The 22433-nt window shown below is 47.7% G+C and carries 24 protein-coding genes and 1 pseudogene; 24 read left to right on the top strand and 1 reads right to left on the bottom strand.

All coding sequences use genetic code 11. The features are described 5' to 3' along the window. From rsxC to SSCH_RS09420, 11 genes are all read left to right on the top strand, one after another. Positions 1 to 1239 (top strand): electron transport complex subunit RsxC (rsxC, locus tag SSCH_RS09465; RefSeq protein ID WP_044665243.1); only part of this gene is annotated, 1239 nt, incomplete at its 5' end. Between the two features lie 4 nt (positions 1240 to 1243). After that, complete coding sequence (locus tag SSCH_RS09460) at positions 1244 to 2251, top strand: RnfABCDGE type electron transport complex subunit D (RefSeq protein WP_232294323.1); 1008 nt, start codon at positions 1244 to 1246, stop codon at positions 2249 to 2251. Next, the gene (locus SSCH_RS09455) at positions 2248 to 2649 is read left to right on the top strand and encodes an RnfABCDGE type electron transport complex subunit G (RefSeq protein ID WP_198142356.1); all 402 of its coding nucleotides are present in this window, start codon (positions 2248 to 2250) and stop codon (positions 2647 to 2649) included. The genes SSCH_RS09460 and SSCH_RS09455 overlap by 4 nt, the downstream gene beginning before the upstream one ends. After that, positions 2618 to 2815: an FMN-binding protein gene (locus SSCH_RS22395; protein ID WP_198142355.1), complete on the top strand. Its 198-nt coding sequence runs from the start codon at positions 2618 to 2620 to the stop codon at positions 2813 to 2815. The genes SSCH_RS09455 and SSCH_RS22395 overlap by 32 nt, the downstream gene beginning before the upstream one ends. Before the next feature lies 1 nt (position 2816). Further along, positions 2817 to 3437 carry an electron transport complex subunit RsxE gene (gene rsxE, locus SSCH_RS09450; RefSeq protein WP_044665242.1) on the top strand — a complete coding sequence of 207 codons (621 nt, stop codon included), beginning with the start codon at positions 2817 to 2819 and terminating at the stop codon, positions 3435 to 3437. Next, positions 3434 to 4012 (top strand): electron transport complex protein RnfA, encoded by a 579-nt coding sequence (locus SSCH_RS09445; RefSeq protein ID WP_044665241.1) that lies wholly within the window; start codon positions 3434 to 3436, stop codon positions 4010 to 4012. Before rsxE ends, SSCH_RS09445 begins: the two co-directional genes overlap by 4 nt. A 21-nt stretch (positions 4013 to 4033) precedes the next feature. Next, on the top strand, positions 4034 to 4870 hold the full coding sequence (rnfB, locus tag SSCH_RS09440; protein ID WP_044665240.1) for an RnfABCDGE type electron transport complex subunit B: 837 nt from the start codon (positions 4034 to 4036) through the stop codon (positions 4868 to 4870). 258 nt (positions 4871 to 5128) lie between these two features. Continuing rightward, positions 5129 to 6169: an FAD:protein FMN transferase gene (locus SSCH_RS09435; RefSeq protein WP_044665239.1), complete on the top strand. Its 1041-nt coding sequence runs from the start codon at positions 5129 to 5131 to the stop codon at positions 6167 to 6169. Beyond that, a complete protein-coding gene (locus tag SSCH_RS09430) occupies positions 6138 to 6521 on the top strand; it encodes a NusG domain II-containing protein (protein ID WP_052835526.1) in 384 nt (127 codons plus the stop codon). The genes SSCH_RS09435 and SSCH_RS09430 overlap by 32 nt, the downstream gene beginning before the upstream one ends. Positions 6522 to 6533: 12 nt before the next feature. Then, positions 6534 to 7085, top strand: coding sequence for a Gx transporter family protein (locus SSCH_RS09425; protein ID WP_044665238.1), 552 nt, complete (start codon positions 6534 to 6536; stop codon positions 7083 to 7085). Between the two features lie 94 nt (positions 7086 to 7179). After that, positions 7180 to 7935: an energy-coupling factor transporter transmembrane component T family protein gene (locus SSCH_RS09420; protein WP_044665237.1), complete on the top strand. Its 756-nt coding sequence runs from the start codon at positions 7180 to 7182 to the stop codon at positions 7933 to 7935. A 210-nt stretch (positions 7936 to 8145) separates the two neighbouring features. Here SSCH_RS09420 and SSCH_RS09415 read toward each other — a convergent pair whose 3' ends face one another. Beyond that, positions 8146 to 8550: a PH domain-containing protein gene (locus SSCH_RS09415; protein ID WP_044665236.1), complete on the bottom strand. Its 405-nt coding sequence runs from the start codon at positions 8548 to 8550 to the stop codon at positions 8146 to 8148. A 276-nt stretch (positions 8551 to 8826) separates the two neighbouring features. On the opposite strand from SSCH_RS09415, the gene brxF reads away from it, so the two are divergent. The 13 genes and pseudogenes from brxF to SSCH_RS09355 all read left to right on the top strand — a co-directional run bounded on the left by brxF (position 8827) and on the right by SSCH_RS09355 (position 22356). Further along, complete coding sequence (gene brxF, locus SSCH_RS16740) at positions 8827 to 9612, top strand: BREX-3 system P-loop-containing protein BrxF (protein WP_232294322.1); 786 nt, start codon at positions 8827 to 8829, stop codon at positions 9610 to 9612. Between the two features lie 2 nt (positions 9613 to 9614). Continuing rightward, positions 9615 to 11015 (top strand): DUF6079 family protein, encoded by a 1401-nt coding sequence (locus SSCH_RS20240; RefSeq protein WP_052835524.1) that lies wholly within the window; start codon positions 9615 to 9617, stop codon positions 11013 to 11015. Further along, on the top strand, positions 10921 to 13290 hold the full coding sequence (locus SSCH_RS16730; RefSeq protein ID WP_156972215.1) for a DUF6079 domain-containing protein: 2370 nt from the start codon (positions 10921 to 10923) through the stop codon (positions 13288 to 13290). Before SSCH_RS20240 ends, SSCH_RS16730 begins: the two co-directional genes overlap by 95 nt. 15 nt (positions 13291 to 13305) lie before the next feature. Next, a complete protein-coding gene (locus tag SSCH_RS21435; protein WP_044665235.1) occupies positions 13306 to 13857 on the top strand; it encodes a DNA methyltransferase in 552 nt (183 codons plus the stop codon). Beyond that, positions 13817 to 14530: a TFIIB-type zinc ribbon-containing protein gene (locus SSCH_RS21430; protein WP_044665234.1), complete on the top strand. Its 714-nt coding sequence runs from the start codon at positions 13817 to 13819 to the stop codon at positions 14528 to 14530. The genes SSCH_RS21435 and SSCH_RS21430 overlap by 41 nt, the downstream gene beginning before the upstream one ends. A gap of 250 nt (positions 14531 to 14780) precedes the next feature. Further along, a complete protein-coding gene (locus SSCH_RS21425; protein WP_332306926.1) occupies positions 14781 to 15911 on the top strand; it encodes a hypothetical protein in 1131 nt (376 codons plus the stop codon). Between the two features lie 17 nt (positions 15912 to 15928). Continuing rightward, positions 15929 to 17849: pseudogene (pglZ, locus tag SSCH_RS21940) on the top strand (BREX-3 system phosphatase PglZ). Beyond that, positions 17850 to 18587: a hypothetical protein gene (locus SSCH_RS09375; RefSeq protein ID WP_044665230.1), complete on the top strand. Its 738-nt coding sequence runs from the start codon at positions 17850 to 17852 to the stop codon at positions 18585 to 18587. Positions 18588 to 18757: 170 nt separating this feature from the next. After that, on the top strand, positions 18758 to 19084 hold the full coding sequence (locus SSCH_RS09370) for a nucleotidyltransferase domain-containing protein (protein WP_044665229.1): 327 nt from the start codon (positions 18758 to 18760) through the stop codon (positions 19082 to 19084). After that, a complete protein-coding gene (locus tag SSCH_RS09365) occupies positions 19081 to 19395 on the top strand; it encodes a HEPN domain-containing protein (RefSeq protein ID WP_198142351.1) in 315 nt (104 codons plus the stop codon). The genes SSCH_RS09370 and SSCH_RS09365 overlap by 4 nt, the downstream gene beginning before the upstream one ends. Positions 19396 to 19617: 222 nt before the next feature. After that, positions 19618 to 20442 carry a hypothetical protein gene (locus tag SSCH_RS16725; RefSeq protein ID WP_052835521.1) on the top strand — a complete coding sequence of 275 codons (825 nt, stop codon included), beginning with the start codon at positions 19618 to 19620 and terminating at the stop codon, positions 20440 to 20442. A gap of 85 nt (positions 20443 to 20527) precedes the next feature. Then, positions 20528 to 20776, top strand: a complete 249-nt coding sequence (locus tag SSCH_RS19290; protein WP_198142350.1) for a hypothetical protein — start codon at positions 20528 to 20530, stop codon at positions 20774 to 20776. Next, entirely contained in the window at positions 20764 to 22356 is a 1593-nt protein-coding gene (locus SSCH_RS09355) for a hypothetical protein (RefSeq protein WP_044665228.1), read from the top strand. Before SSCH_RS19290 ends, SSCH_RS09355 begins: the two co-directional genes overlap by 13 nt. Positions 22357 to 22433 lie beyond the last annotated feature (77 nt).

The raw sequence follows: 22433 nt of genomic DNA, 5'->3' as shown, positions 1-22433 counted from the left end.
AAAGTAATTCTTCCGGTTCGTCAGCATATCGGTGCACCGAGTGTGCCCATTGTTAATAAAGGTGACAATGTCAAGAAGGGACAGGTTATTGCCGCGGCTGCTGAGGGTGCTGTATCCAGCAATGTCCATGCCACTATTTCCGGTACTGTTGTTGATATTTCCGAGCAGCCTCATCCATCCTTTGGGGAATGCCTGGCGATCATTATTGAAAGTGATGGGTTGGATCAATGGGCAGAAGGCATTCCGACGGAACGCCATTGGCAAAACCTGAGCAATACGGAAATCATAGAAATGATCAAGAATGCCGGCATTGTCGGTTTAGGGGGGGCGGCCTTTCCTACCTATATTAAATTGACACCGCCTGAGGATAATCCCATCGATACGCTGATCATCAATGCGGCGGAATGTGAGCCGTATTTAACCGCGGATCACAGGATCATGCTTGAAAATGCTGAGCGTATTGCTACCGGAATTTTGATCATAAAGAAAATCCTGGCGGTTGATAATGTGATTATTGGGGTCGAAGATAATAAAATGGATGCGGTTAGGGTTTTGACTGATGCTCTGGCAGAACATCATGTCAAAGTTGTAGCTGTTCCTACCAGATACCCCCATGGTGCTGAAAAGATGCTGATCACAACTTTGCTTAAACGTGAAATTCCGTCCGGGAAACTGCCCATGAGTGTTGGGGTGGTTGTACAGAATGTTGGAACAGCCTTAGCGATATGCGATGCTGTCAGAAATGGCATTCCGCTGATTGAGAGAGTGGTTACCTTGAGTGGAGGCGCCATCAAGGAGCCTAAAAACCTGCTGCTTAGAATTGGTACAACATTTGCTGATGCTATTGAACAGTGCGGCGGTTTTAAATTCCCACCTGCAAAACTGATTATGGGTGGTCCTTTAATGGGAGTAACACAGTTTACGGCTGACGTTCCTGTAATAAAAGGAACTAATGGAATACTGGCTTTCAGCAAACAGGAAATCCACGATGGTCCGGAAGCATCATGTATTCGCTGCGGCCAATGCATCGATATCTGCCCCATGGGGCTTAATCCAAGTATGCTCAGTATTCTTGCGGAAAGATCACTTGTGGAAGAGGCATTGAATGATTACCACTTACTGGATTGCATGGAATGCGGCTGCTGTGCTTATATGTGTCCGGCTAAACGCAAAAATGTTCATTATATCCGGTATGCTAAAAAATTGTCAGCCCAGATGTCAGCCCAAAAAGGGGGTTAATTAAGTGAGCACAGAGGTTGTCAAAGATGATCAATTAGCAAAAATGATTGTTTCATCATCACCCCATATGTTTGCTGATGTTTCGATCAGTAAAATAATGTGGACCGTTGTCATTGCCTTGTTGCCGGCAGTGATCTTTGCGGTCTATTATTTTGGAATGCCGGCTTTGCAAACCTTAGCTGTGGGGAGTCTATCTGCTGTTGTTTTTGAAGCAATAACCCAAAAAATATTGAAAAAGAAGATCACTGTAACTGATGGCAGTGCATTTTTGTGCGGACTGCTTTTGGCAATGTGTCTTCCCCCCGCTGTCCCGTTCTTTGTTCCGATTGTCGGTTCTTTCATTGCCATCGTGGTAGCCAAGCACTCTATGGGAGGTTTGGGCTATAACATTTTCAACCCTGCTCATATCGGCAGGGCGGCCTTGATGGTGTCCTGGCCGGTACTGATGACTACCTGGACCAAGGTTACAACACCCATAGATACCGTTACGAGTGCAACACCCTTAAATATTTTAAAACTGCAGGGTTATGACGCATTGATAAATACTTACGGAAGCCAGGCCGGGCTGTATAAATCCTTATTTTTGGGATTGCGAAACGGCTGCATTGGTGAGACATGTGTTATATTGCTGGTTTTAGGAGGATTGTTCCTGATCTATAAGCGTTATATTGATTGGGTAATGCCTGTGGCGATGATTGGAACCGTCGGCATCCTCACCTGGCTTTTTGGCACCAACGGGTTTTTGACCGGGGATCCAATTTTTCACATGATGGCAGGTGGCCTTATTTTGGGAGCATTTTTTATGGCCACTGATATGGTTACAACTCCGATCACCAGAAAAGGGAAAATCATCTTTGCCGTGAGTGCCGGTGCGCTTACGGTTTTGATCAGGCTTGTCGGAGGATATCCTGAAGGTGTGTGTTATTCAATTTTGTTGATGAACTGTGTAACCCCATTAATTGATCGGTTTGTTCAGCCGATGCAATATGGAAGGAGTGAGGTTAAGCCGTGACAGCGGAACACGCCGAAAAAGGAGACAGTTTATTCAAGATTGCCCTTAATCTGACTGTTGCCTGTATTATCGCCGGTATAATTATATCAATCGTATATTATTTTACCGCTGATATTGCCATAGCAAAACAAGCGGAATTGAACACCCTGGCTCTCAAAAACCTGGTAACGGAAGCCGATCAATACACCCCAGTTGATGGTAAAGAGGGATGGTATACAGCTACTAAAGGCGGTAAATTGGTCGCCTATATAGTTCCTGCAGAAAGCAAAGGCTATGGCGGCCCTATTAAGATGCTGGTAGCGGTGGGACCGGATAATAAAATTCTCAAATATACCATTCTGGAGTCTAAAGAGACACCAGGCCTGGGTGATAAAGCAAGAAAAAGCACCCTTCACTGAACAATTTCCAGGCAAGTCATCCAGTGAGTTAGAGGTGACAAAGGATGCAGGCAATAAGGTAAATATCCAAGCAATCAGTGGGGCGACCATTACCACGAAAGCAGTGACCTCAGCTGTAAAAAAGGCAGTTGATGAAGTCAGTGAGTTTGCAAAGGGAGGAAAGTGATATGAAGGGAAAGGAATTATGGGCAAACTTTTCCAAGGGGCTGATCATTGAAAACCCGATTTTAGTATTAGCATTGAGCCTTTGTCCTGCACTGGCGGTAACTACTTCAGTGGAAACTTCGTTAGCCATGGGTCTTTGTGTTACATTTGTTATGACACTCAACAACTGGGTTGTTTCCCTTGTCCGCAACTTTGTTAACCCAAAAGTGCGCGCACCGATTTATATCACTTCCATTGCCACTATTGTAACAGTTGTTGAATTACTGTTACGGGCGTTTTCACCGGTGCTCTATAAGGCATTAGGCATCTACCTGTCGCTTATCGTGGTCTTTGCCATAATATTAGCAAGAGCGGAAGTTTTTGCCTCCAAGAATACCCCCCTGCCTTCTTTTGTTGACGGGTTTGGAATGGGGTGTGGTTTTACCCTGGCCATGGTGCTTATTGGGGGAATACGTGAAGTATTTGGGAATGGAACCATTCTCGGTTACACTGTGCTGCCGAGCTCCTATCAGCCGGCGCTGATTTTTATTCTGGCGCCTGGTGCATTTATTCTGATAGGCTACCTGGTAGCAGCCTTTAAAATGCTGACTGAATACTTAGAACAGAGAGGTGAGGCAGCATGAGTGAATATTTTCTGCTGTTCATGAGTGCAGTTATCGTTAATAACTTTGTCTTGACAAGATTCCTGGGTCTGTGTATTTTCTTTGGGGTTTCCAAAGACTTTGATGCATCAGTAGGAATGGGTATGGCGGTCACAGCTGTGATCACGCTGAGTTCACTGTTTGCATGGCTGGTGTATACTTACGTTTTGGTGCCTCTCAATGTCACATTTTTAACTACAATTACATTTGTTTTGCTGATTGCGTGTTTTGTGCAGCTGCTGGAAATGATTGTCAAGAAATATACGCCCACATTATATAAACTGTGGGGGATTTACCTTCTTTTGATCGCTGCAAACTGTGTTGTACTCGGTGTGCCACTGATCAATGTTGAATCGGGTTTCAACTTTGGGAAAAGTGTAGTCAATGCGTTTGGCTCGGGTGTTGGTTTTGCGGTGGCGCTTGTTCTGATGGCGAGCTTAAGAGAGAAGTTAAGATTGGCGGATGTACCGAAATCACTTCAAGGATTAGGGATCGCTTTTATCCTGGCAGGATGCCTTGCCTTATCATTTTTCGGTTTTTCCGGAATGATCAGTTAAAGAGGGAGGCAGAGAAAGATCATGCAAAGTGTTATTGCTGTCATTGCTGTTATAGGTTTGGTGGGATTGTTTTTTGGGGTGCTGCTCGCCTTTGCGGATAAAAAACTGGCCGTGGAGATGAATCCGTTGATTCATGTGGTCGAGGATATTTTGCCCAAGGGGCAGTGCGGTGCCTGTGGTTTTGCGGGATGCGCAGCATATGCAGAAGCAGTTGTTTTAGATAAAGATGTTCCTCCGGATCTATGTGTCCCGGGCAAAAAAGCGGTGGCTCAAATGGTAGCTGAATTAACCGGAAAAGCAGCAAAAGACATTGAGCCCAGGGTAGCTTTTATCCGCTGCGCTCTCCCGATCAGCGCTGCGAAGAAGAAATATCAATATTCAGGAATTGAAGACTGTCTGGCTGCCAGCTTGCTTCAAAACGGTCCCAAAGAATGTGAGTATGGTTGTATTGGTTTAGGAACCTGTGTGAAGCAGTGTGTATTCGGAGCCCTAAAACTAAATGACCAGGGACTGCCGGTTGTGGATACGCGGAAGTGCACCGGCTGTGGGAAATGTGTATCTGCTTGCCCTCTGCAAGTGATCGACTTAATTCCCGTGGATGCTCATGTTGCTGTATTCTGTAACTCACACGACAGAGGAGGAGTTGTACGCAAGTATTGTGACGTTGGCTGTATCGGGTGTAGTCAATGCAGTAAACTGTGCCCTCACGGTGCCATTACAATGCAGGATAATCTACCTGTTATCGATGCGCATGTGTGTATAGAAAAATGCCAGGAGAGCGTCTGTTTGGAAAAATGCAGGAGAAATGCAATTCAGGATTACAAGACACATGCCGTAGAAATAAAGAAGGCTGTCTAATTAAATGGAGACAGAGATAACTTGAGCATAAAGGAATTTAAAGACATAGCCTGGCCAACCGACAATCCTATCACTTGCCAGGGTTGCCATTGGCTATGTCTTTATCCTGCTGTTCTTCATCTCTTCGCGAGTCAAGGCGATGATCTTCGGTTTTAGCACCGGTTATCATAAATTTGGGCCTGGTTGTAGGCTTCGGCATCTCTAACTCCAGGCAGTTTCAGCACTGGTTATCATAAATTTGAGCACGGGGAATCGGACATGAAAAAACTTATTTACACACTATTGGTCATCAGTCTCTTATTTTTTTCAACAGGCTGTGATACTGGGCAACAGAGGCCAGTTAAGGCTGAGGATTTTGCGTTGGGCACGGTCATTCATCAGGAGGTATATGGAGCAAAAGCGCAAAAGGCCGCGGATGAAGTATCGGCCAAAATAAAAGAATTGGATGCGCTGTGGACGATCAATAATCCGGGTGGAGATATTAATAAGCTTAATGATCATGCCGGCGAAGGATATATTGAGTTAAATCCGGAAACAATCAGCATTTTGAAAAGTGCGCGCAAAATTTCAGATTTAAGCGGCGGGGCTGCCTTTGATATAACTGTGGCCCCGCTTGTTAAAGCCTGGGGTGTTGGCACAGAAAATCCTCAGGTACCGGCAGCTGATTTTGTGAAAAAACTGGTTTCTCTGGTTAATTACCAGGACGTTCTCATTGATGAAGCGACAAATTCGGCGGGCTTGCGAATGAAGGGCGAGATGGTTGATCTTGGTGGAATCGCCAAGGGTTATATAGGAGATCTGGCGATTGAAATATATAAGAACAATGGGATAACCTCAGCTTTTGTCAATTTAGGGGGCCATGTGGTGGTGTTGGGCAGCAAACCCGACGGGAGTGCATGGAGGGTTGCTATCCAAAATCCTCGCGGTCAAAATGGCACATTCGTTGGTGTAGTCAGCGTTACAGATAAAGCAGTGGTCACTTCCGGCGACTATCAGCGTTATTTCACAGAGAACGGCAAGCGCTATTGCCATATTTTTGATCCGCGCACAGGTTATCCTGTTGACAGCTGCTTAATGAGTGTGACTATTGTCGCCTCCTCCTCAACAGAAGCCGATGGCATGTCCAAGGCTTTTGTTTTAGGTCTGGAGAAAGGAATGGATCTCGTTGAGTATTATGGCAAGGCAGAAGCTGTTTTTATTACCGACGACAAGAAGATATATGTGACGCCTGGACTGCAGGATAATTTTTCCTTAGAGGATGCAACCAATGAATATACATATATTCAAAATTGGAGATAAGATATTAGTTGTCAGCATAGCAATAATCGTTGTTATCTTTATTGCCTGGAATGCTTTCGGGGCAAAGCCCGGAGAAAATATCACCGCAGTGATCACCCAGAACGGTAAGGTGATCAAGGAGATTAAACTCAGTGATCTTCAAGACCCTGAATATATTTATATCAAAGGAGAAATTAACCAGGTTATCCTGGCTGAAAAAGGGAGGATCAGATTTTTAGAATCCAATTGCCCGAATCAAACCTGTGTCAATACCGGTTGGTTGACAAAACCGGGGAATAAAGCGGTTTGCATACCGTCCAAAGTTGTGATCACCATCACGGGCGAACAGGAAGTTGACATTTATCTTTATTAGGAGAAGAGATGAATAAGAAAAAAAAAAGATGCGGTCATCATCATTCTGATCTGTAACGCTATCCTCATTTCGCTGTTAGAATTGATCATTCCCATACCCATCCCTGTACCTGGAGTTAAGCTTGGGTTAGGGAATATTATCACCATCATCGCCATCGCCTTTTTAAGTCTCAAGGATGTTCTGATCATCGTCTTTCTAAGGTGTATAGTTGTTGCGGCATTGAGCAAAGGGATTACAATGCTGCCTTTTAGTCTGGCCGGTGGCCTGCTCAGTGCTGTGGCAATGTGGGTTGTTTATAAAAAAATGTCACGCATATTCAGCATTAAGGGAATCAGCGTCATTGGCGCGATAACCCATAACACAGCCCAATTGGCGGTTGCTTCATTGATAGTTAGAGAGACAGTTATGTTGTATTATTTTCCTGTGCTTCTCATTTCCGCGGTGGTAACCGGTCTGATCACCGGGAGTATCGGTGAGTTAACAGTTCAGGAGATTAAAAAAAAGAGAGATCTTTTTAGATATAATTTAGTACTGCAAAGTTTCAAATTGCCTTCGAAGGAATAAGGCATGGAAACTTTTATAAGATTTTTAAAGGCGCATATAAGCCGACTTCATATTGTATGCCGCAGTATTAGTCATTCAGGGATGTGAATATATTTTGCCCGAATATTCAGCTGATCTAAAAGGCAAATATATTGAAATTGACGCCGGGATAAAGGCGGTTCTGGCCATACTCCTGGGTGTTGCTTCATTATATTGTGATAATCGGCTGGATTTGATATATTTTGCCTTATTCCTGGTTGTGATCACGGTTTTTCTGAGAAGTGATTTCCGGTTTGTCCTGAAAAATATCGCTGCCTATGGGGTAATCTTTGTGTTTCCTTGCCTTTGTGGGCTGTTATTATCTTTGCTTGTCAATAAGCTTTTTCCGGGAGCGGCATTTCACAGTAATATTGTTTTCGAAGGCCTGCTTTTGAAAATGGTGAAAATATTCTTTATCTGGTATATCGGCAGCTTATATTTTTTTACAACGCCTTTTAGATCGATCGTCTATATGCTCAATAAAGTTTTTTCCCCCTTGAATTCATTAGGCATTCCGGTTTCAAAATACTTAAATATAGTTATGTGCATAGTGAACGTATTGACTAAATCTGTGGGTCAGTTTAAGCAAGATATTTTGGAACAGGCACGCCATATTTTCAAGAATAATCACCTGGGTGTTAAAACTAAATTCAAAGAATTATCCAATATTTTGGCCAATTTTATCGCCAATTCTTTACAGCAAACAGATGAAATACAAAAGCAAGCTGAGTTGACCTGTGTAGATAACAGCCAATATACATTAAGAATTACGAAGAACGCAATAGTGGCATTTCTTGGCTGTATAATCTTTCTCTTGTTGTTTTTTGCGTAAAAGAAATGGGGTCAGGCTTGAGTAATTTACTTACTGCAAGTGGCATGCTTTACAATACCGTGGTAACAACTTAGGTACCTAGATGTTACAGAGCAGATCCTATAAAACCAGGGAAGGTTACAGTAACGCATCCAGTAAAAAATATACCTATAAGACACTGAAAAGCATCATAAAACAAGCAAAAATAAAAATATAATAATACATTACCATTCAGGTTAGGTTATCCAATTCCGGGCATCTCTGCTTCAGTTCGTTGATCAATTTATGAGAATCAAGAGGAGAGATTGACACGACGCCGTATCTGTATTTGATTTCCAGCAGGTCAGAAAAAGAAAGTGCAGCACAGAACCAGCGAACTTTGGCACGCTTGATCCTGTAAATTTTGCTGAAGGGTATTTGTTTTTCGAATGGCCCGCACTTGACCTCCAGTGAATTATCTGTAATGGTATATCCGGTTCCGAACCAGATCCAGACGAAAATTGCGGCCCAAAGGATGATGAAAATACCAAGCTCATACCAATCGATCCCCTCGGTAATGGTCCATATAAGACTCACAAGCAAGACGCCCCAGCCGAGAATTCCCAGCCACATGTCTTTTTTTGGCGGAAAATACATCTCAGTATCCCCCCTCCCTAGAGAATACTAACTATTGTGCAAGATTATACCATTGTTACGCTGCGGGGGCAAGGGGGCGATAAGATATCCTGTTGGCGATAAGATATCCCGGTGGAGCAGCCAACTCAATCGGGCACTTTTTCCCCTATTGGCGAAGCCAAACATGGGTTATCGTTCTGAAAAACAGGAAAATGTCGACATAAGAGAGAATTAGTAATAAAATCTCTGCCAAATTACCGAATTACTTCTGACCTTTCCCAGATGTTGAAGCTCTCCTTGACAGTAGGGATAGCCCGCGGGTATGCCGAGCACTTGAATGGGCTCCTTGGCTTTGAGCTTTCCTTTGATTGCAGAGATAGCGGGGTGTTGAATATGTGTCTGTTGATAGATAATATCCAAAAGGCCATAGCCACAGCGCAATCGCGTTATTATAAGCTGGTTCTTGCTATTCCCGGCACCTTGCTGGATCCGGAGCAAGCCTCCGCCATTTCAGTACAGGACCCAGGTGAGCAAGCCCCTCACACTCCAATACAGGGACAGGAATCAATGCAGGTAGTCCAACCGGCAGACCATCGCTGTCCTGAGCGCCAAGATGGGCTATCAGATGGACTACCCCCATCCCGAGCGGATCTGTTCGCAAATGTTACCGGTGATAGGCCACAGAAGGAAAGCAGCATCCAGGAAACCAACGGCTGGATAGGGATGATGGCTGCTCTGGGTACGACACCCGTTAATCTCGGGTTACTGCTCAGTCAATCTCTGCTGGAAGTTGAGCCGCGCTTCCGCTCTCTGGAGTTCCAAGACCTCTTTGCAAGAATTATACGAAGTGCGGAAGGTGATTTGGTGGCCTTCGATCATGCTGAAATCCTCTTTCAAAGGGATTTGCAGCTTGATCCTCTGCGTATGCTTTTGCAGCACAGCAGGAACAAGGTGCTCATTGTCAGGTGGCCTGGTGTGTTCAGCGGAGATAAATTAACCTATGGTGAGCCGCACCACCCGGAATACCGCTGTTATGAACAGGTGGATGCGGTGGTATGCTGTATGAATCAAGGGGGAGAATAATAATGAAATACCGCGATCTTATCCAGTTTGAACCTGTTGAAACCGTGATCCAGTTAATAAGCTCAGAGGATGCCGATTATGCCGCTCAGCTTGTTCAGACCTATGTTATCTCAGAGCGCATGGCTGAGGTGATCACAGAGGTGATCATCCCCCACCTGCAGTTTCATTATCCCCATGATAATAAAGGGGTGTTGGTGGTGGGGAATTACGGCACTGGGAAGTCGCACCTCTTGTCTGTGCTTACCTCTGTTGCCGGAGACAGCGGCCTGCTTCAGCATCTTACCAACGACATTGTTAAAGAGGAGATGGGCGGTATCGGCGGGCAGTTTCAGGTGCTCAGGCTGGAGATCGGCGCGGTCACCAATGACCTGCGTTCCATCATCTGCTCCAATCTAGAGCGTTTCCTGGCGGGAATCGGAGTGGAGTACCACTTCCCAGCAGCCTCAGAGATTACCAACAACAAGGACTGCCTTTATGAGATGATGGAGGCCTTTTATTCAGTTTACCCGGAGCAGGGGCTGCTCATTGCCATCGATGAGATGCTGGATTACCTGCACAGCAGGAAGGATTTCAACCTGGTGCTGGATTTAGGCTTCCTGCGGGAACTGGGAGAGGTGTGTAAAAACACCCGCATCCGTGTGATAGCTGGGGTGCAGGAGTCCCTCTTCGATAACCCCAAATTCCAGTTTGTTGCGGAATCGCTGCGCCGCGTCCAGGACCGCTTTGAACAGGTGAAGATTGCCAGGGAAGATGTGGCCTATGTTGTGGAGCAGAGGCTGCTCAAGAAAAATGAAACACAGCGCGCCATGATCAAGGGTCACCTGGAGAAATTTGCCGGCCTTTTTGAGCGTATGGCAGCTAATATGCACGAATTCGTAAACCTTTATCCAGTCCATCCGGCTTATCTGGAGGTTTTTGAGAGGGTCTATATTGCCGAAAAGAGGGAGATCTTAAAGACGATCAGCCTGCACATCAGGAGGTTATTGGACCAAGATGTCCCGGAGGATGACCCGGGCCTGGTCTCCTTTGATTCTTACTGGAGCTTCATCAAGGAGAACCCCACTTTAAGGACCGATCCCGATGTGAAGAAGGTGATCGATGCCGCAAATGTCGTTGAGGAAAAGCTCCGCACAGGGGTCCTCAATCCTGTCTCCAGAGAGAGCAGCCTGAGGATCCTCAGCGCTTTGAGCGTCCACCGCCTTACCACAGGTGAAATCAATGTCAGGATGGGGTTGGCACCTGAAGAGATTAAAGGAGGGGGTAGCCCTGCTCATCCCTGGGCTTCCGGAACAGAATGCGGACTTCCAGGTGATCACCATCAACACCCTCCTGGGGGAGATGCGCAGGCTCACCAGCGGGAAATTCATCGGCTACAACAAAGAGAACCACCAGTACTTTCTTGAGGTGGAGGGTGGGGAGGACCCGGATGTTTTGATTTGTGAGCGGGCCGGGGACCTGAGCGACTACATGCTGGACCAGTACTATTTTGCACTGCTGCGCCGGGTGATGCAGTGCTCAGATGAGACCTATGTTTCCGGGGTTTCTATTTGGGAGTATGATCTTGTATGGCAAGAAAAGAAGGTGACCAGAACCGGCTACCTCTTTTTTGGTGCACCCAATGAAAGGTCAACAGCCCAGCCGCCACAGGACTATTATATTTATTTCCTGCAGCCCTTTGATCCACCGCCTTTCACAGATGAGGAGCGGCCCGATGAGGTGTTTTTCTATCTAAAAGAGCGGTCACCGGAGTTTATTGAGAAACTGAAACTCTTCGGTGGTGCGATGGAGATGATGAAGATCGCCCCCACACCTGACCGCCCTATTTATAGAGAGAAGGGTGAGGAGTATCTGGGTGAACTCTCTTCATACCTGTTGGAAAACATAACAAACGCTTTTGCGGTTACATATCAAGGCAGCAAAAAACCACTTGCGGAAAGACTGCAGGGGAGGAGCGCCGGTTCCTTTAAGGAAATAATCGATCAGGGGGCCAGCTTTTGCTTGGGCGGGTATTTTGCAGGGGAGTATCCCGACTATCCCTCCTTCCCGGTGCTGCTGACACGACAGAACCTGAAACCCAGTATCGAAGAGGCCATTAAATGTCTGGCAACCGGGCAGAGCAGGCTCGGTGCGCGGGTGTTGGAGGGGCTGCAGCTGCTGGATGGGGAAGAGATTGCTCCTGAAAAAAGCCAGTATGCCAATTACTTTCTTGACGTTTTGAGAGAAAAGGGCGGCAGTCAGGTGGTGAACCGGGAGGAACTCATCGCAGGGCCTGACCGCGCTGAGCGGGATATATTCTTTAAATTGGAGCCGGAGTTTGTTGTGGTGGTGCTGGCTGCTTTAGTATACAGGGGTGATATTGTTCTTAACCTTGCAGGCCGGGAGATCAATGCCGGCAATCTGGTGGATATGACCCGCATCAATCTTGATGATTTGATTAATTTCAGATACTACAAAATACCCCCTACATTAAATATTCCAGCCCTGGAAAGGCTTCTTGTTCTGCTGGGGCTTCCACCCGGCTTGATCAAAAATGAATCCACCCGCGAAGAAGCAGTCAGGGGAATCCAGGAAGCTGCTTTGCGTACTTCCAGACAGGTGCTCTTCCTCCAGGAAGAGATCACCGGAGGTCTGCCCTGTTGGGGGAAAAACCTGATCAGCGGTGAGGTACAGGATGGGTACAGGAAGCTTGCGGGTGAGCATAAGTCCTTTTTGGAAAGCCTGAGACGCTATAATTCCGTGGGCAGGCTGAAACAGTTCCCTTATCAGGAGGCCGATATTGTCCACCAGCTCGATATCCGGGAGAGGCTTCAGGATGTTGATAAGATCGCCCTGCTCGCCCGGGAACTGGGACCCTACGGAGCCTACCTGATGACTGCGGAGGCTGTTCTCTCAGTTGATCATCCCTTAGTGCAAGATCTGCAACAGTTAAGAGCTGAGTTTCAGGGGGGACTCCAGGACCGCAAAAAGCTTGTGGCCAGCTCTTTTCGCCAGGAGATGTCCAGGAAAGCCAGGGACCTGAAAAAGAGGTATATTGAGGAATACATTCACCTTCACGGAAAGAGGCGGCTGAACAGGAGAGAGGAGGAGAGAATGGCCAGATTTCTACAAGATAGCCGCTTTGAAATCCTCAAAGACTTAAGTGAGATCAAATATCTGCCCGGTAATCAGTACCGGGGGCTTTTGAATAAAGTGCGGTCTCTTATCGCCTGTCCCGACCTGACAAAGGAGGAGCTAGAGGTGCAGGCAATTTGCCCACACTGCCATTTCCGGCCCGCAGAGGAGTGGGAGTTTCCAGCGGTGGGCCTGGTACTCTCTCAGCTGGACGAAGAGCTTGACAACATGCTGGACAGCTGGTGCCGCATTATGCTGGATTTTGTAGCTGATCCCGGCGTCACCTCCAGTTTTGAACTTCTGGAAACAGAACAAAAGCGGGCAGTGAAAAAGTTTCAGGCCAGGGGAAAGCTGCCTGGTGAGATCCGCGAGGATTTTATTCAGGGTATGCAGCTGCTTTTTCAGGGGTTAGATGGGGTGACTTTTTCTGTAAGTGGATTAAAAGAGGTCCTGGCCGGGGATGGCGGCCCCTGTACGGTAGAAGAGGTAAAAAGCAGGTTTGCTCAATATCTTGCTGATGTTTTACATGGCCGCAACCATGAAAAGGTCAGGATGATCATTGAATAGAAGGGGCGTAAAAATGTGCAAAAACAGTTAAAGGTAACTGAAACAACTGAAGAAGAAAGAGTGGATAAAAACGATAAGAAAAAACTCACAGCTGCAGATCTGGATCAGGTACGCCGGCTGGAGGGTTTTCCTCTGGGTAGGGATGAGGAGATCATCAAGTTGTCGGATCCGCCGTATTATACCGCCTGTCCCAATCCATTCTTATTGAATTTTGTTGATCGCTATGGCAAGCCATTTGATTCGGCTGCTGATAATTATCACAGGGAGCCTTTTGCTTCAGATGTTTCTGAGGGGAAGAATGACCCCATCTACAATGCCCATTCCTATCATACCAAGGTTCCCCATCGCGCAATAATGCGCTATATCCTTCATTACACAGAGCCCGGGGATCTGATTTTTGACGGGTTCTGCGGCACCGGAATGACCGGTGTAGCTGCACAGCTTTGCGGCAGCCCTGATCCTGAGTTGAAGCTCCAGGTAGAACAGGAGATACCCGGGGTAAAATGGGGGGCGCGGCGGGCAGTGCTTGGGGGATCTCTCACCTGCAGCCACATTCATTGCCTATAATTACAACAACCCGGTAGATATAGGAGAATTTGAGCAGGATGCCCAGCGCATCCTGGCTGAGGTGGAAGCGGAACTGGGATGGATGTACGAAACCAGGCATGTGGTGGATGGCAAGGTGCAAAAAAGTGCCGGTGATGAGCCTGTTCTAGGGAAGATCAACTATACCGTATGGTCCGATGTTTTTACCTGCCCGGAGTGCGGTGCAGAGATGATTTTCTGGGAAGTGGCGGTAGACCAAGAGGCCGGCAAGGTGCGCAGTCGCTTTTCCTGCCCTTCCTGCAGGGTAGTCCTCGAAAAGCGCAGCCTGGAGCGGGCCTGGGAGACGGTGTTCGACAGCGCACTGGGTAAAGTGATCCAAAGGGCGCGGCAGGTGCCGGTTTTGATCAACTACACTGTGGGCCGCAAGAGACATGAAAAAAAGCCTGATCAATGGGATTTAGATCTCTTGTGGCGTATAGAAGAGATGGAGATACCCTGGTGGTTTCCCACTGATCGGATGCCGGAGGGATATAACACACAGCAGCCTCTAAGATCGCACGGGGTAACACATGTGCATCATTTTTATCCAAGAAGAAACGTAGCATACTTGTCTATGATACACGACAAGAATAAAAAGCAAAAAATTAAGGCTGCTTATGTTATGGTTTACATCTTCACTCATTCGAACTTCTAAAATGTATAAATTTACTTTAGATAGAAAAATGGGTAATATTAGTGGGACTTTATTTTTACCATCGCTTTTTACTGAAAATTCGGCTAGAAAGCTTCTGGAAAGGAAAATACTAGATATATCCAAAATATATTGGGGGCAAGGGATTGATAATAATTATTTAGTTTCCACAAATTCTTCAAGTGATTTTTGTGGTATATGCAACAACTCCATCGACTACATCTTCACCGACCCCCCCTTCGGCAGCAACTTAATGTACTCCGAGTTGAACTTCCTCTGGGAGGCATGGCTCAAGGTGTTTACCAACAACCAAACTGAGGCCATCGTCAACTCTGTACAGGGGAAGGATCTAAGGGACTACCAACACCTGATGGAGCGCTGTCTGAGGGAGATGTACCGCATCCTGAAGCCAGGCCGCTGGATGACCATGGTTTTCCACAACTCCAGGAACTCTGTCTGGAACGCCATTATGGAGGCGATCGCCAGCGCGGGGTTTGTGATCGCCGATATCAGGCTGCTGGATAAAAAACAGGGGAGCTTCAAACAGGTAACCAGCACCCAGGCGGTAAAGAGCGACCTGGTGATCTCCGCTTACAAGCCCAGACAGGATTTCCTGGCCAGCTTTGAGGAGAAGTCGGCAAAGGAGACAGGTGTCTGGGAATTTACATACCAGCACCTTAAAAATCTACCGGTGACCGCAGAGAAGGACGGCCGGCTGGAAATGGTGATGGAAAGGCAGAAAACCACGCTCTATGACCGTATGGTGGCTTTCTATGTCCAAAAGGGAATCCCAGTTCCGATCAGCGCTCCCGATTATTATGCGGGGTTGTACCGCCGCTTCGAAGAGGATGATGACATGTATTTCCTGCCGGAGCAGGCTGTCACTTATCGCCAAAAGAAATTGGAGTGCGGGAGGCCCGAGCAGATGCATGTTTTCCTCAATGATGAGAGGTCTGCCCGCCAGTGGATTTGGGTTAAGTTAAAGGAAAAACCGATGAGTTATCAGGAACTGCATCCTCTTTTTATGCAGGAACTGCGGCAGGCCCGTTATGAAAAACTCCCTGAGTTATTAGATCTTTTGGAGGAAAACTTTTTACAAAATGAAGAGGGAAAATGGTATATTCCCAGGCCGGAAAAGCAGTCAGATATGGAGAAGCTGCGGGAAAAAGCACTCCTCAAGGAGTTTCGCCTCTACCTGGAATCTGGCGGAAAACTCCGGCAGTTTCGTTCCGAAGCCATCCGGGCAGGGTTCAAGGATGCCTGGGGCAGGCGGGACTACAGGACTATCGTGGATACTTCCAGGCGGCTGTCGGAGTCTTTTATCCAGGATGATTTTGGGTTGTTGATGTACTATCGAAATGCCCTCTCCCAGCTGGAGGAATAAAGACCGGAGTGAAGAAAATGGATTGGCCGGGTGGTGTGATCAAAGAGATCAGGGGATCAGGAGTAAAAACAGTCCTGGTCAGGGATCCCGACAGGCTTCTCTTAGAGGAGTACCTGCTGGAGGAGATCCAGGAGGCGGGCTTTAATGTGCTGGAGTTAAAGGATCCTGTTTACCTCCGTCATGCCTGGGAAGCCCGATTTCGCCATACCGGCAGGAAACTGTTGGTTCGCCTGGGCAATCAATCATTTGAAGATGTGTCCTTTGATATCTACCGGGGTGCCCTGCAAATTGATCTGAGTCTGGCCAGTCAATTTGAACTGCTGGATCCAAGAGTAATCCGGGGGCTTGCACGGGAGGACCTGTTAACCCTCAAAGAGGCTTATGACCGGGAGGTCGATCAGTTTTTGGGAGAGAAGGGGACCAAGGAATTTGTTCTACAGCATGTTTTTGATGTAAATCCGGTGGTTTTTAACTCTACTGCCGGGGTGCTTCGCTGGCTGCTCTCTTTGCACTATCGCGCCCGGCAAATCCCCAACTGTTTGCTGGATGAGCTGGTGAGGGAAATCAAACAAGTACATGGTGTGATCAACTGGCCGCTGCGGGAGATTGTTTCCAAGCAGGAGGCCTTTTATGCTTTTTTACAGGAGCACTGGGCTGTTTTTCTGGAACAGGCCGCGGCGGGCAGCAGTTATGCCGGTTTGCCCTTTGACGATCCCGAGGTGAGAGTGTTTCTCGACAATCTCTTTGCCGAGGGGTACTTGAAACCGGTAAGATTTGAGGCGCGCGAATCTCTACCCCAGTGGGTTGTATGCGGAATCCTGGATGACCATGATGCTGCCAGGGAACGAAAGCTGGATAAGCTGGTATGTCTTTTAAGAAACAACCAGCCAGGGGAGAAAGGTGATTACAGGTCCTGGCAGCGAACCGCCCTGCGGTTGGCTGAGGCGCGCAAACTCCTGGTGAGTTTGGAGCATTTTCTGGCTCCGGAAAGGCTGGTGCAAATCCAGGATCTTTTGCAGGCGGTCAGTGACAGCTTCCATAACTGGTACCAAGGAAAACAGGGGACACTGGCCAGTCTGTTTCTCGTTTCCCATCCCTTGATGGTGCACCAGATTCCCCATTACCTTGCATTACAAAAGACACCCGGCAAAAAAAATTGCTTTGGTTGTCTTTGACGGCCTATCTCTTGAGCAGTGGCTGACCGTAAAAGGGGTATTGTACGAAAAGCTTAAAGCAATTAAGATGGAGGAGTACCTAACTTTTGCTCTGGTGCCGACCCTGACATCCCTTTCCCGCCAGGCCATTTTTTCAGGGGAGCTGCCCTATCAGTTCGGCGGTTCCCTCTACAACAACCGCGGGGAGGAAAAGTCCTGGCGTGCCTTCTGGAGCAGGCAAGGGCTTTCTGCCGGCAAACTGGCTTTATTAAAAGGGCTGCGGGGAAGTGAAGAGGATCTCGCCCGTGTAAGAGAGAACTTGCATCGAGAGGTGCTGGGATTGGTTGTTGACCAGGTGGACCGGCTGGTGCATGCCCAGCAGCTGGGTCCTGCCGGAATGCACCAGGATATTATACTGTGGCTTGAGCAGGGTAAAACCGTTGATCTCCTTGAGGAACTGCTGGCAGCAGGGTTTGATCTGTACCTGGCCTCTGACCACGGCAGCACCTATGCCACAGGTTGCGGACGGCCTGATGAGGGCTGTCTTGTGGAAACAAAGGGAGAAAGGGCGCGCCTTTATACACAGGAGGAGATTTATCAGCAAGCCCTCAAGTCCATCCCCTGTCGCCCATGGAAGGCCATTGGTCTTCCTGAAGACCTGAGGGTGCTGCTTGCAGACGGAGATACGGCTTTTGTAAATAAGGGTGAAGAAATCATGACACATGGAGGAAGTGCCGTCGAAGAAGTGGTTGTTCCATTTATCAAAATAGTGAGGGAAGAATAGATGCAGCGTATTGGTTTTGACAGGATGATTAAGCTTGATTGGATTGAATATTATGCAAAGATATCCCGCCATGAAGAAGATACCGGCAAACTGAAGGAGCAAATGCATGAGACTCTCTTTGAAGAGTGTCCACAAATGGCCTCCCGCAAGAAAAACATTACAATTCTGCAGCGCATCTGGACGAGGGTGGAGGCAGAACACAGGTTGCTGCGCCGCGGTGCGCTCAATATCCTGGATGATGTAGAAATGCCTGAAAGGCTCGCCCTCCATTGGGGGATGAGTTTGCTGGCTTACCCCTTTTTTCGAGAGATCGCCGCCTGCTGTGGCAGATTTCTCAAACTGCAGAAAAATTTTAGCAGGCAGCAGATCAAGGAACAGATCACAGCCACCTGGGGTGCCAGGCCGACTCTGGAACGGGCACTCCCCCGGGTGCTGGAGAGTATGGTGGATTGGGGGGCATTGTCCCATGCAGGAAGGAAAAGCTTATATCGAGCACAGCCGGAGATCCAGGTCACAGATGAACAGTTGAGGCTCTGGCTTTTGTATGTTTGTCTGGAAATAGAAGGTGGATGCCTTTCCCTGGAAAGGGCCGCATCACTTCCCTGCCTTTTCCCTTTCTCTTTTAATATATCTCTTGCCGAAATCCAGCAGGCGAACTGTTTTTCAGTTACCCGGGAGAGGAATAACAGTATTGTTGTGACCTGCCAAGGGGACGGTTCCTGTGGCTGGTCCTCCTAGGCCTCATGCCAAGGGGATGGTTTTCGAACCTTCCACCTCTGCTGATTTAAACATGTTAACATAGTATTTTTGCCCATGCGGGTATAATTGGTCAATGCAGATACCGCTGCGGAATAATTGACTGATATTTCTAAAATGGGTATAATAAACTAGGAAACGGAGGTGCTTGCATGGGAAAAGAAATGATGTTGGAATTGGTCGATGGACTATTAGCAATTATGGAGAGTTTACTGGTCCGTATTGTATTATATGGATCTGTTGCAAGGGGTGTACAGACTGAGGAATCTGACATTGACATTGCATTATTAATACATGGCACGTTGGATGACGAATTAGAAGATAAATTATCCGAGTTTATCGTGGATATGAATTTAAAATATGATAAGGTTTTCTCTGTCATAGATATTAATTATGAACAGTTCAAAAAATGGGAGAAGGTACTCCCATTTTATCAGAATGTGAACCGGGAAGGGATAGTTTTATGGAAGGCAGCGTGAAAGAGTTATTACGGTACCGTTTCCGGAGAGCAGAAGAAGAGTTTTGCACAGCGGATATTCTGCTGGAAGCAGGGCAGTTTAAGGCATCAATTAACCGTTCCTATTATTCAATTTTCCACGCACTCCGATCAGAAACAGCTTTAGACCATTTTGATTCCGGCAAGCATTCAGGTGTTATCGCTTATTTCAACCGTCACTATATTAAGGATGGCGTTTTTGATAAATCCCTTTCCAAAATGATAGATACGGCATACAGGCTTAGGGAAAACTCCCACCTCCCAGACAGCCTGCTCTCTTTTCCCGGAAGTTAAAATTTATAATGGTGGCTTAGAATGAAGATGAAAAAATAGTGTCAATTAGGCTTTGGGCTTTTTTAGCCTGAAGCCGTTAGTGTGATATCGCGGGGTATAAGCGCAGCCATAACTGATATTTTGCAAAAATAGCAGGATATCTATGTTATATGTCAAATATATGTCAAATCAATGGAAATAATGTGTTACAATACAAACAAACTATTTTCAGGTGATATCCCTATGAAAATGCAGGATTACATCTGCAAGGTTATCGACAGCTTCCCCCGCAAGATGCTCAAATGGGACACCGATATCCGCGACCCGGTAGCCAGGAGGTTCGCCTCCAGATGGGAGGATGCCGGGGGATATGAGGCATTTGCAGCAGCGATAAATAACCTGGTGGAGGAGAAGGTTTTAAGTCCGGTGAAAAAATCGGGCTTAAACGGGCTTTCCCCACCCCTTGCCCTGCGCTACCGGAAACTGCCTCTCCAGGAGGGGGATTATTCAGCAGCAAAGGAAGAGATATTGAGCTTTTACTGCTCACGCATGGATCTCTCTTCATTTTTGAACTCACCTCAAGATTATGACAGGCACCGGGATATACTGATGGCCATAGATCATTTTCTGATAGAAGCCGAAAATAACCCCCCGGCAGTATGGGATACAGTCAATGAGCGGTCTTTTGCCTTGACAGGTCATGAAAAGTTCCTGTCATCACACAAAGGCAATCAACTCCTGAAACGGATCAAGATCACTTTACAGGACCTGTGCTGTGTGCCGGCGCCGGAACCCTTCTTCTTCTGGGCTACCGCCTTGCCTCTTCTGCCTGAAGAAAGGGCGCACTGTCTTGTTGTGGAAAATAAAGACACCTTCCACTCACTAAAATACCTCCTCGGTGCAGGAAAACTCAAAACAAACCCAGAGATACACCTGCTTATTTATGGTGAAGGAAAAAAGATATTAAACAGCTGGTCCTTTATCTATGAGTGTCTGCCGGGGGCGGCGGGTTACCAATTCTTCTATTTCGGGGACCTGGGACCCGGAGGGGCTAGGTATTTGCGCTGATTTAATCTCCGCTGTAAAAGCTGGAGCTGATGCAGCAATGCCTGGGCAGTTTTCTACGGAAGCGGATAACAGCAGTGTTCCAACGGTGGAAGTAGTGCCTGCAGAGCTTCTTTATGAACTGCTGCTTGCCACAGGGAAAAGCCGTCCTATAGATAGTGACCAGTCCCGTGTTACCCAGGAATGTATGCAGCCCTTTTTTGACCTTTGTTCCCGGAGCCTGATAGAAAGGACTTGCCTCCCTGCTGCAGGACGACCGTACCGTGCAGTACCGCAGGAGGCTCTAACTGCCGGCATGCTGGCTGCGAGAGGGCGTGTTGAATTATGTCTGCCGTAACAGCTGAAGACAAGATGGCCGCCCCGGGTGTTTTTACTATGGCACGGGAATTCCCGTGCTTTGACGGCTTGAATGAACGCATCGCCGCTCTCATGGAGGTCTTTCCCCTTTACGACCTGATGTCCAAGAGTACACTGCGGGGATACTGCGGCTTTGAAATGGGTGTCTGCCTGCTGCTTTATATTATGGAAAAAATGCTCCACTACGATCCCTGCACTTATGAGGATGCGAAAGATTTCATTTCCGGTATCCTTCCCTTGTTTGCCGGCACAAGCCCCTCACTTGAGGAGCTTGAACAGGTCACAGAGAAGCTGTTAAACGAGCTTTCCAACTACGGGCGCAACTTTGAATACGAATACCACGATCCCATAGAAGGGAAAAATCGCCAGGTGAAGTTTCGCCTGCTGGTGCAGGAGCCCTTCAGCTTGCCGGACAGGGATACCATTAAACTCCGCCTGTCCAGAGAAGGGTTGGATATTATCTTTAAGTCCAGGGAGATCTACCAGGACCTGCGCTTTTCTGTGATGCAGTTCTATTTGGATCAGCAGATCCGCAGGGGTACCTTTGAGGGCGCACTGGAGACCGTTAAGGAACTTGGTGTCGCCGTAACAAACATGGAGCAGGAACTGGTTTCCCTGCGCCAGGAGATCCGCCGCAATGTGGTGGAGGCTCTGGATAAGCCGAATTACAGGCGGATGCTCAACAGGATGACACAGCAGCTGCACCGGGAGCGAGAAACATTTGATAATCTGATTAAACTGGTACGGGAAACACTTCAAAACCTGGATCAGGCAAGTCATTCCCGGGGCAGCACCAAACTGGAGAATGTCGGTTTCCTGGAACAGGAGCTGTACCGGGTCGCCCAGAGCCATCTGAAGCTCTTTAACCATCAACTGGAGCTGAACACCCTCACTGAAGATGCCTTGATGTCCAGCCTGCGCAGCACACTGATGGTGCGTTTTCACCTGGAAAAGGAACTGATGGCTGAGGTCCTGCGCTGCAGCCCACCAGGTGAAGTTGTTGCCAGAACAGCGGTACTCCCCCTGCTGCAGCCGCGCTCGCCCCGCATTCTGGATCTGGCCACCTTCCTCAGGCCGCAGACCCTCCTCAGCCGGGAGCGGGAGCGCCCCCCGGAGGAGTTTTTTGATGAGATCGATTTAGATGAGGAAATACGCCTGCAGGAGATGGAAAAGGAGCGGCACCAGCGGACCATAGAGCTGCTGCAGCGGATTTTTCGGCTGCTGCTCACCCCTCTGGTAAAAAGAAGCAGGATATCATTGAGCGAGATCGCTGCTTTGCTCGATGAGAACGACTGGTCCCGGGAAGAAATGGCAGCCTTCGTTTATACCGCCCTCCTTCTGCACCAGGCGAAAAAAATCCAGGCGCGGCTGCCCTGGGAATATACACCCGGGGACACTGACCTTTTGGAGTTTGCCCTTTTCCGTTTGCTGCAGCAGGATAAAGAACTGGCATCACTGGGCGATGTTTCGGTAGCTGCCGGCGAAGGCACTGTCGACCTGCCCTATGAAATGAATGTTTCGAACTTGATATTACTCAAGCATGGTGACCAAGCATGGTGACAGTCAAGCAGAAACACGTATATACAGATTCAACTAACTGCTGACAGTCGCCATATAGAGCGCACATTATCGCTCTG

This window comes from Syntrophaceticus schinkii (assembly GCF_000946815.1).
Taxonomy (GTDB): domain Bacteria; phylum Bacillota; class DSM-12270; order Thermacetogeniales; family Thermacetogeniaceae; genus Syntrophaceticus; species Syntrophaceticus schinkii.
This window is presented reverse-complemented; position numbering and strand designations above follow the sequence as displayed.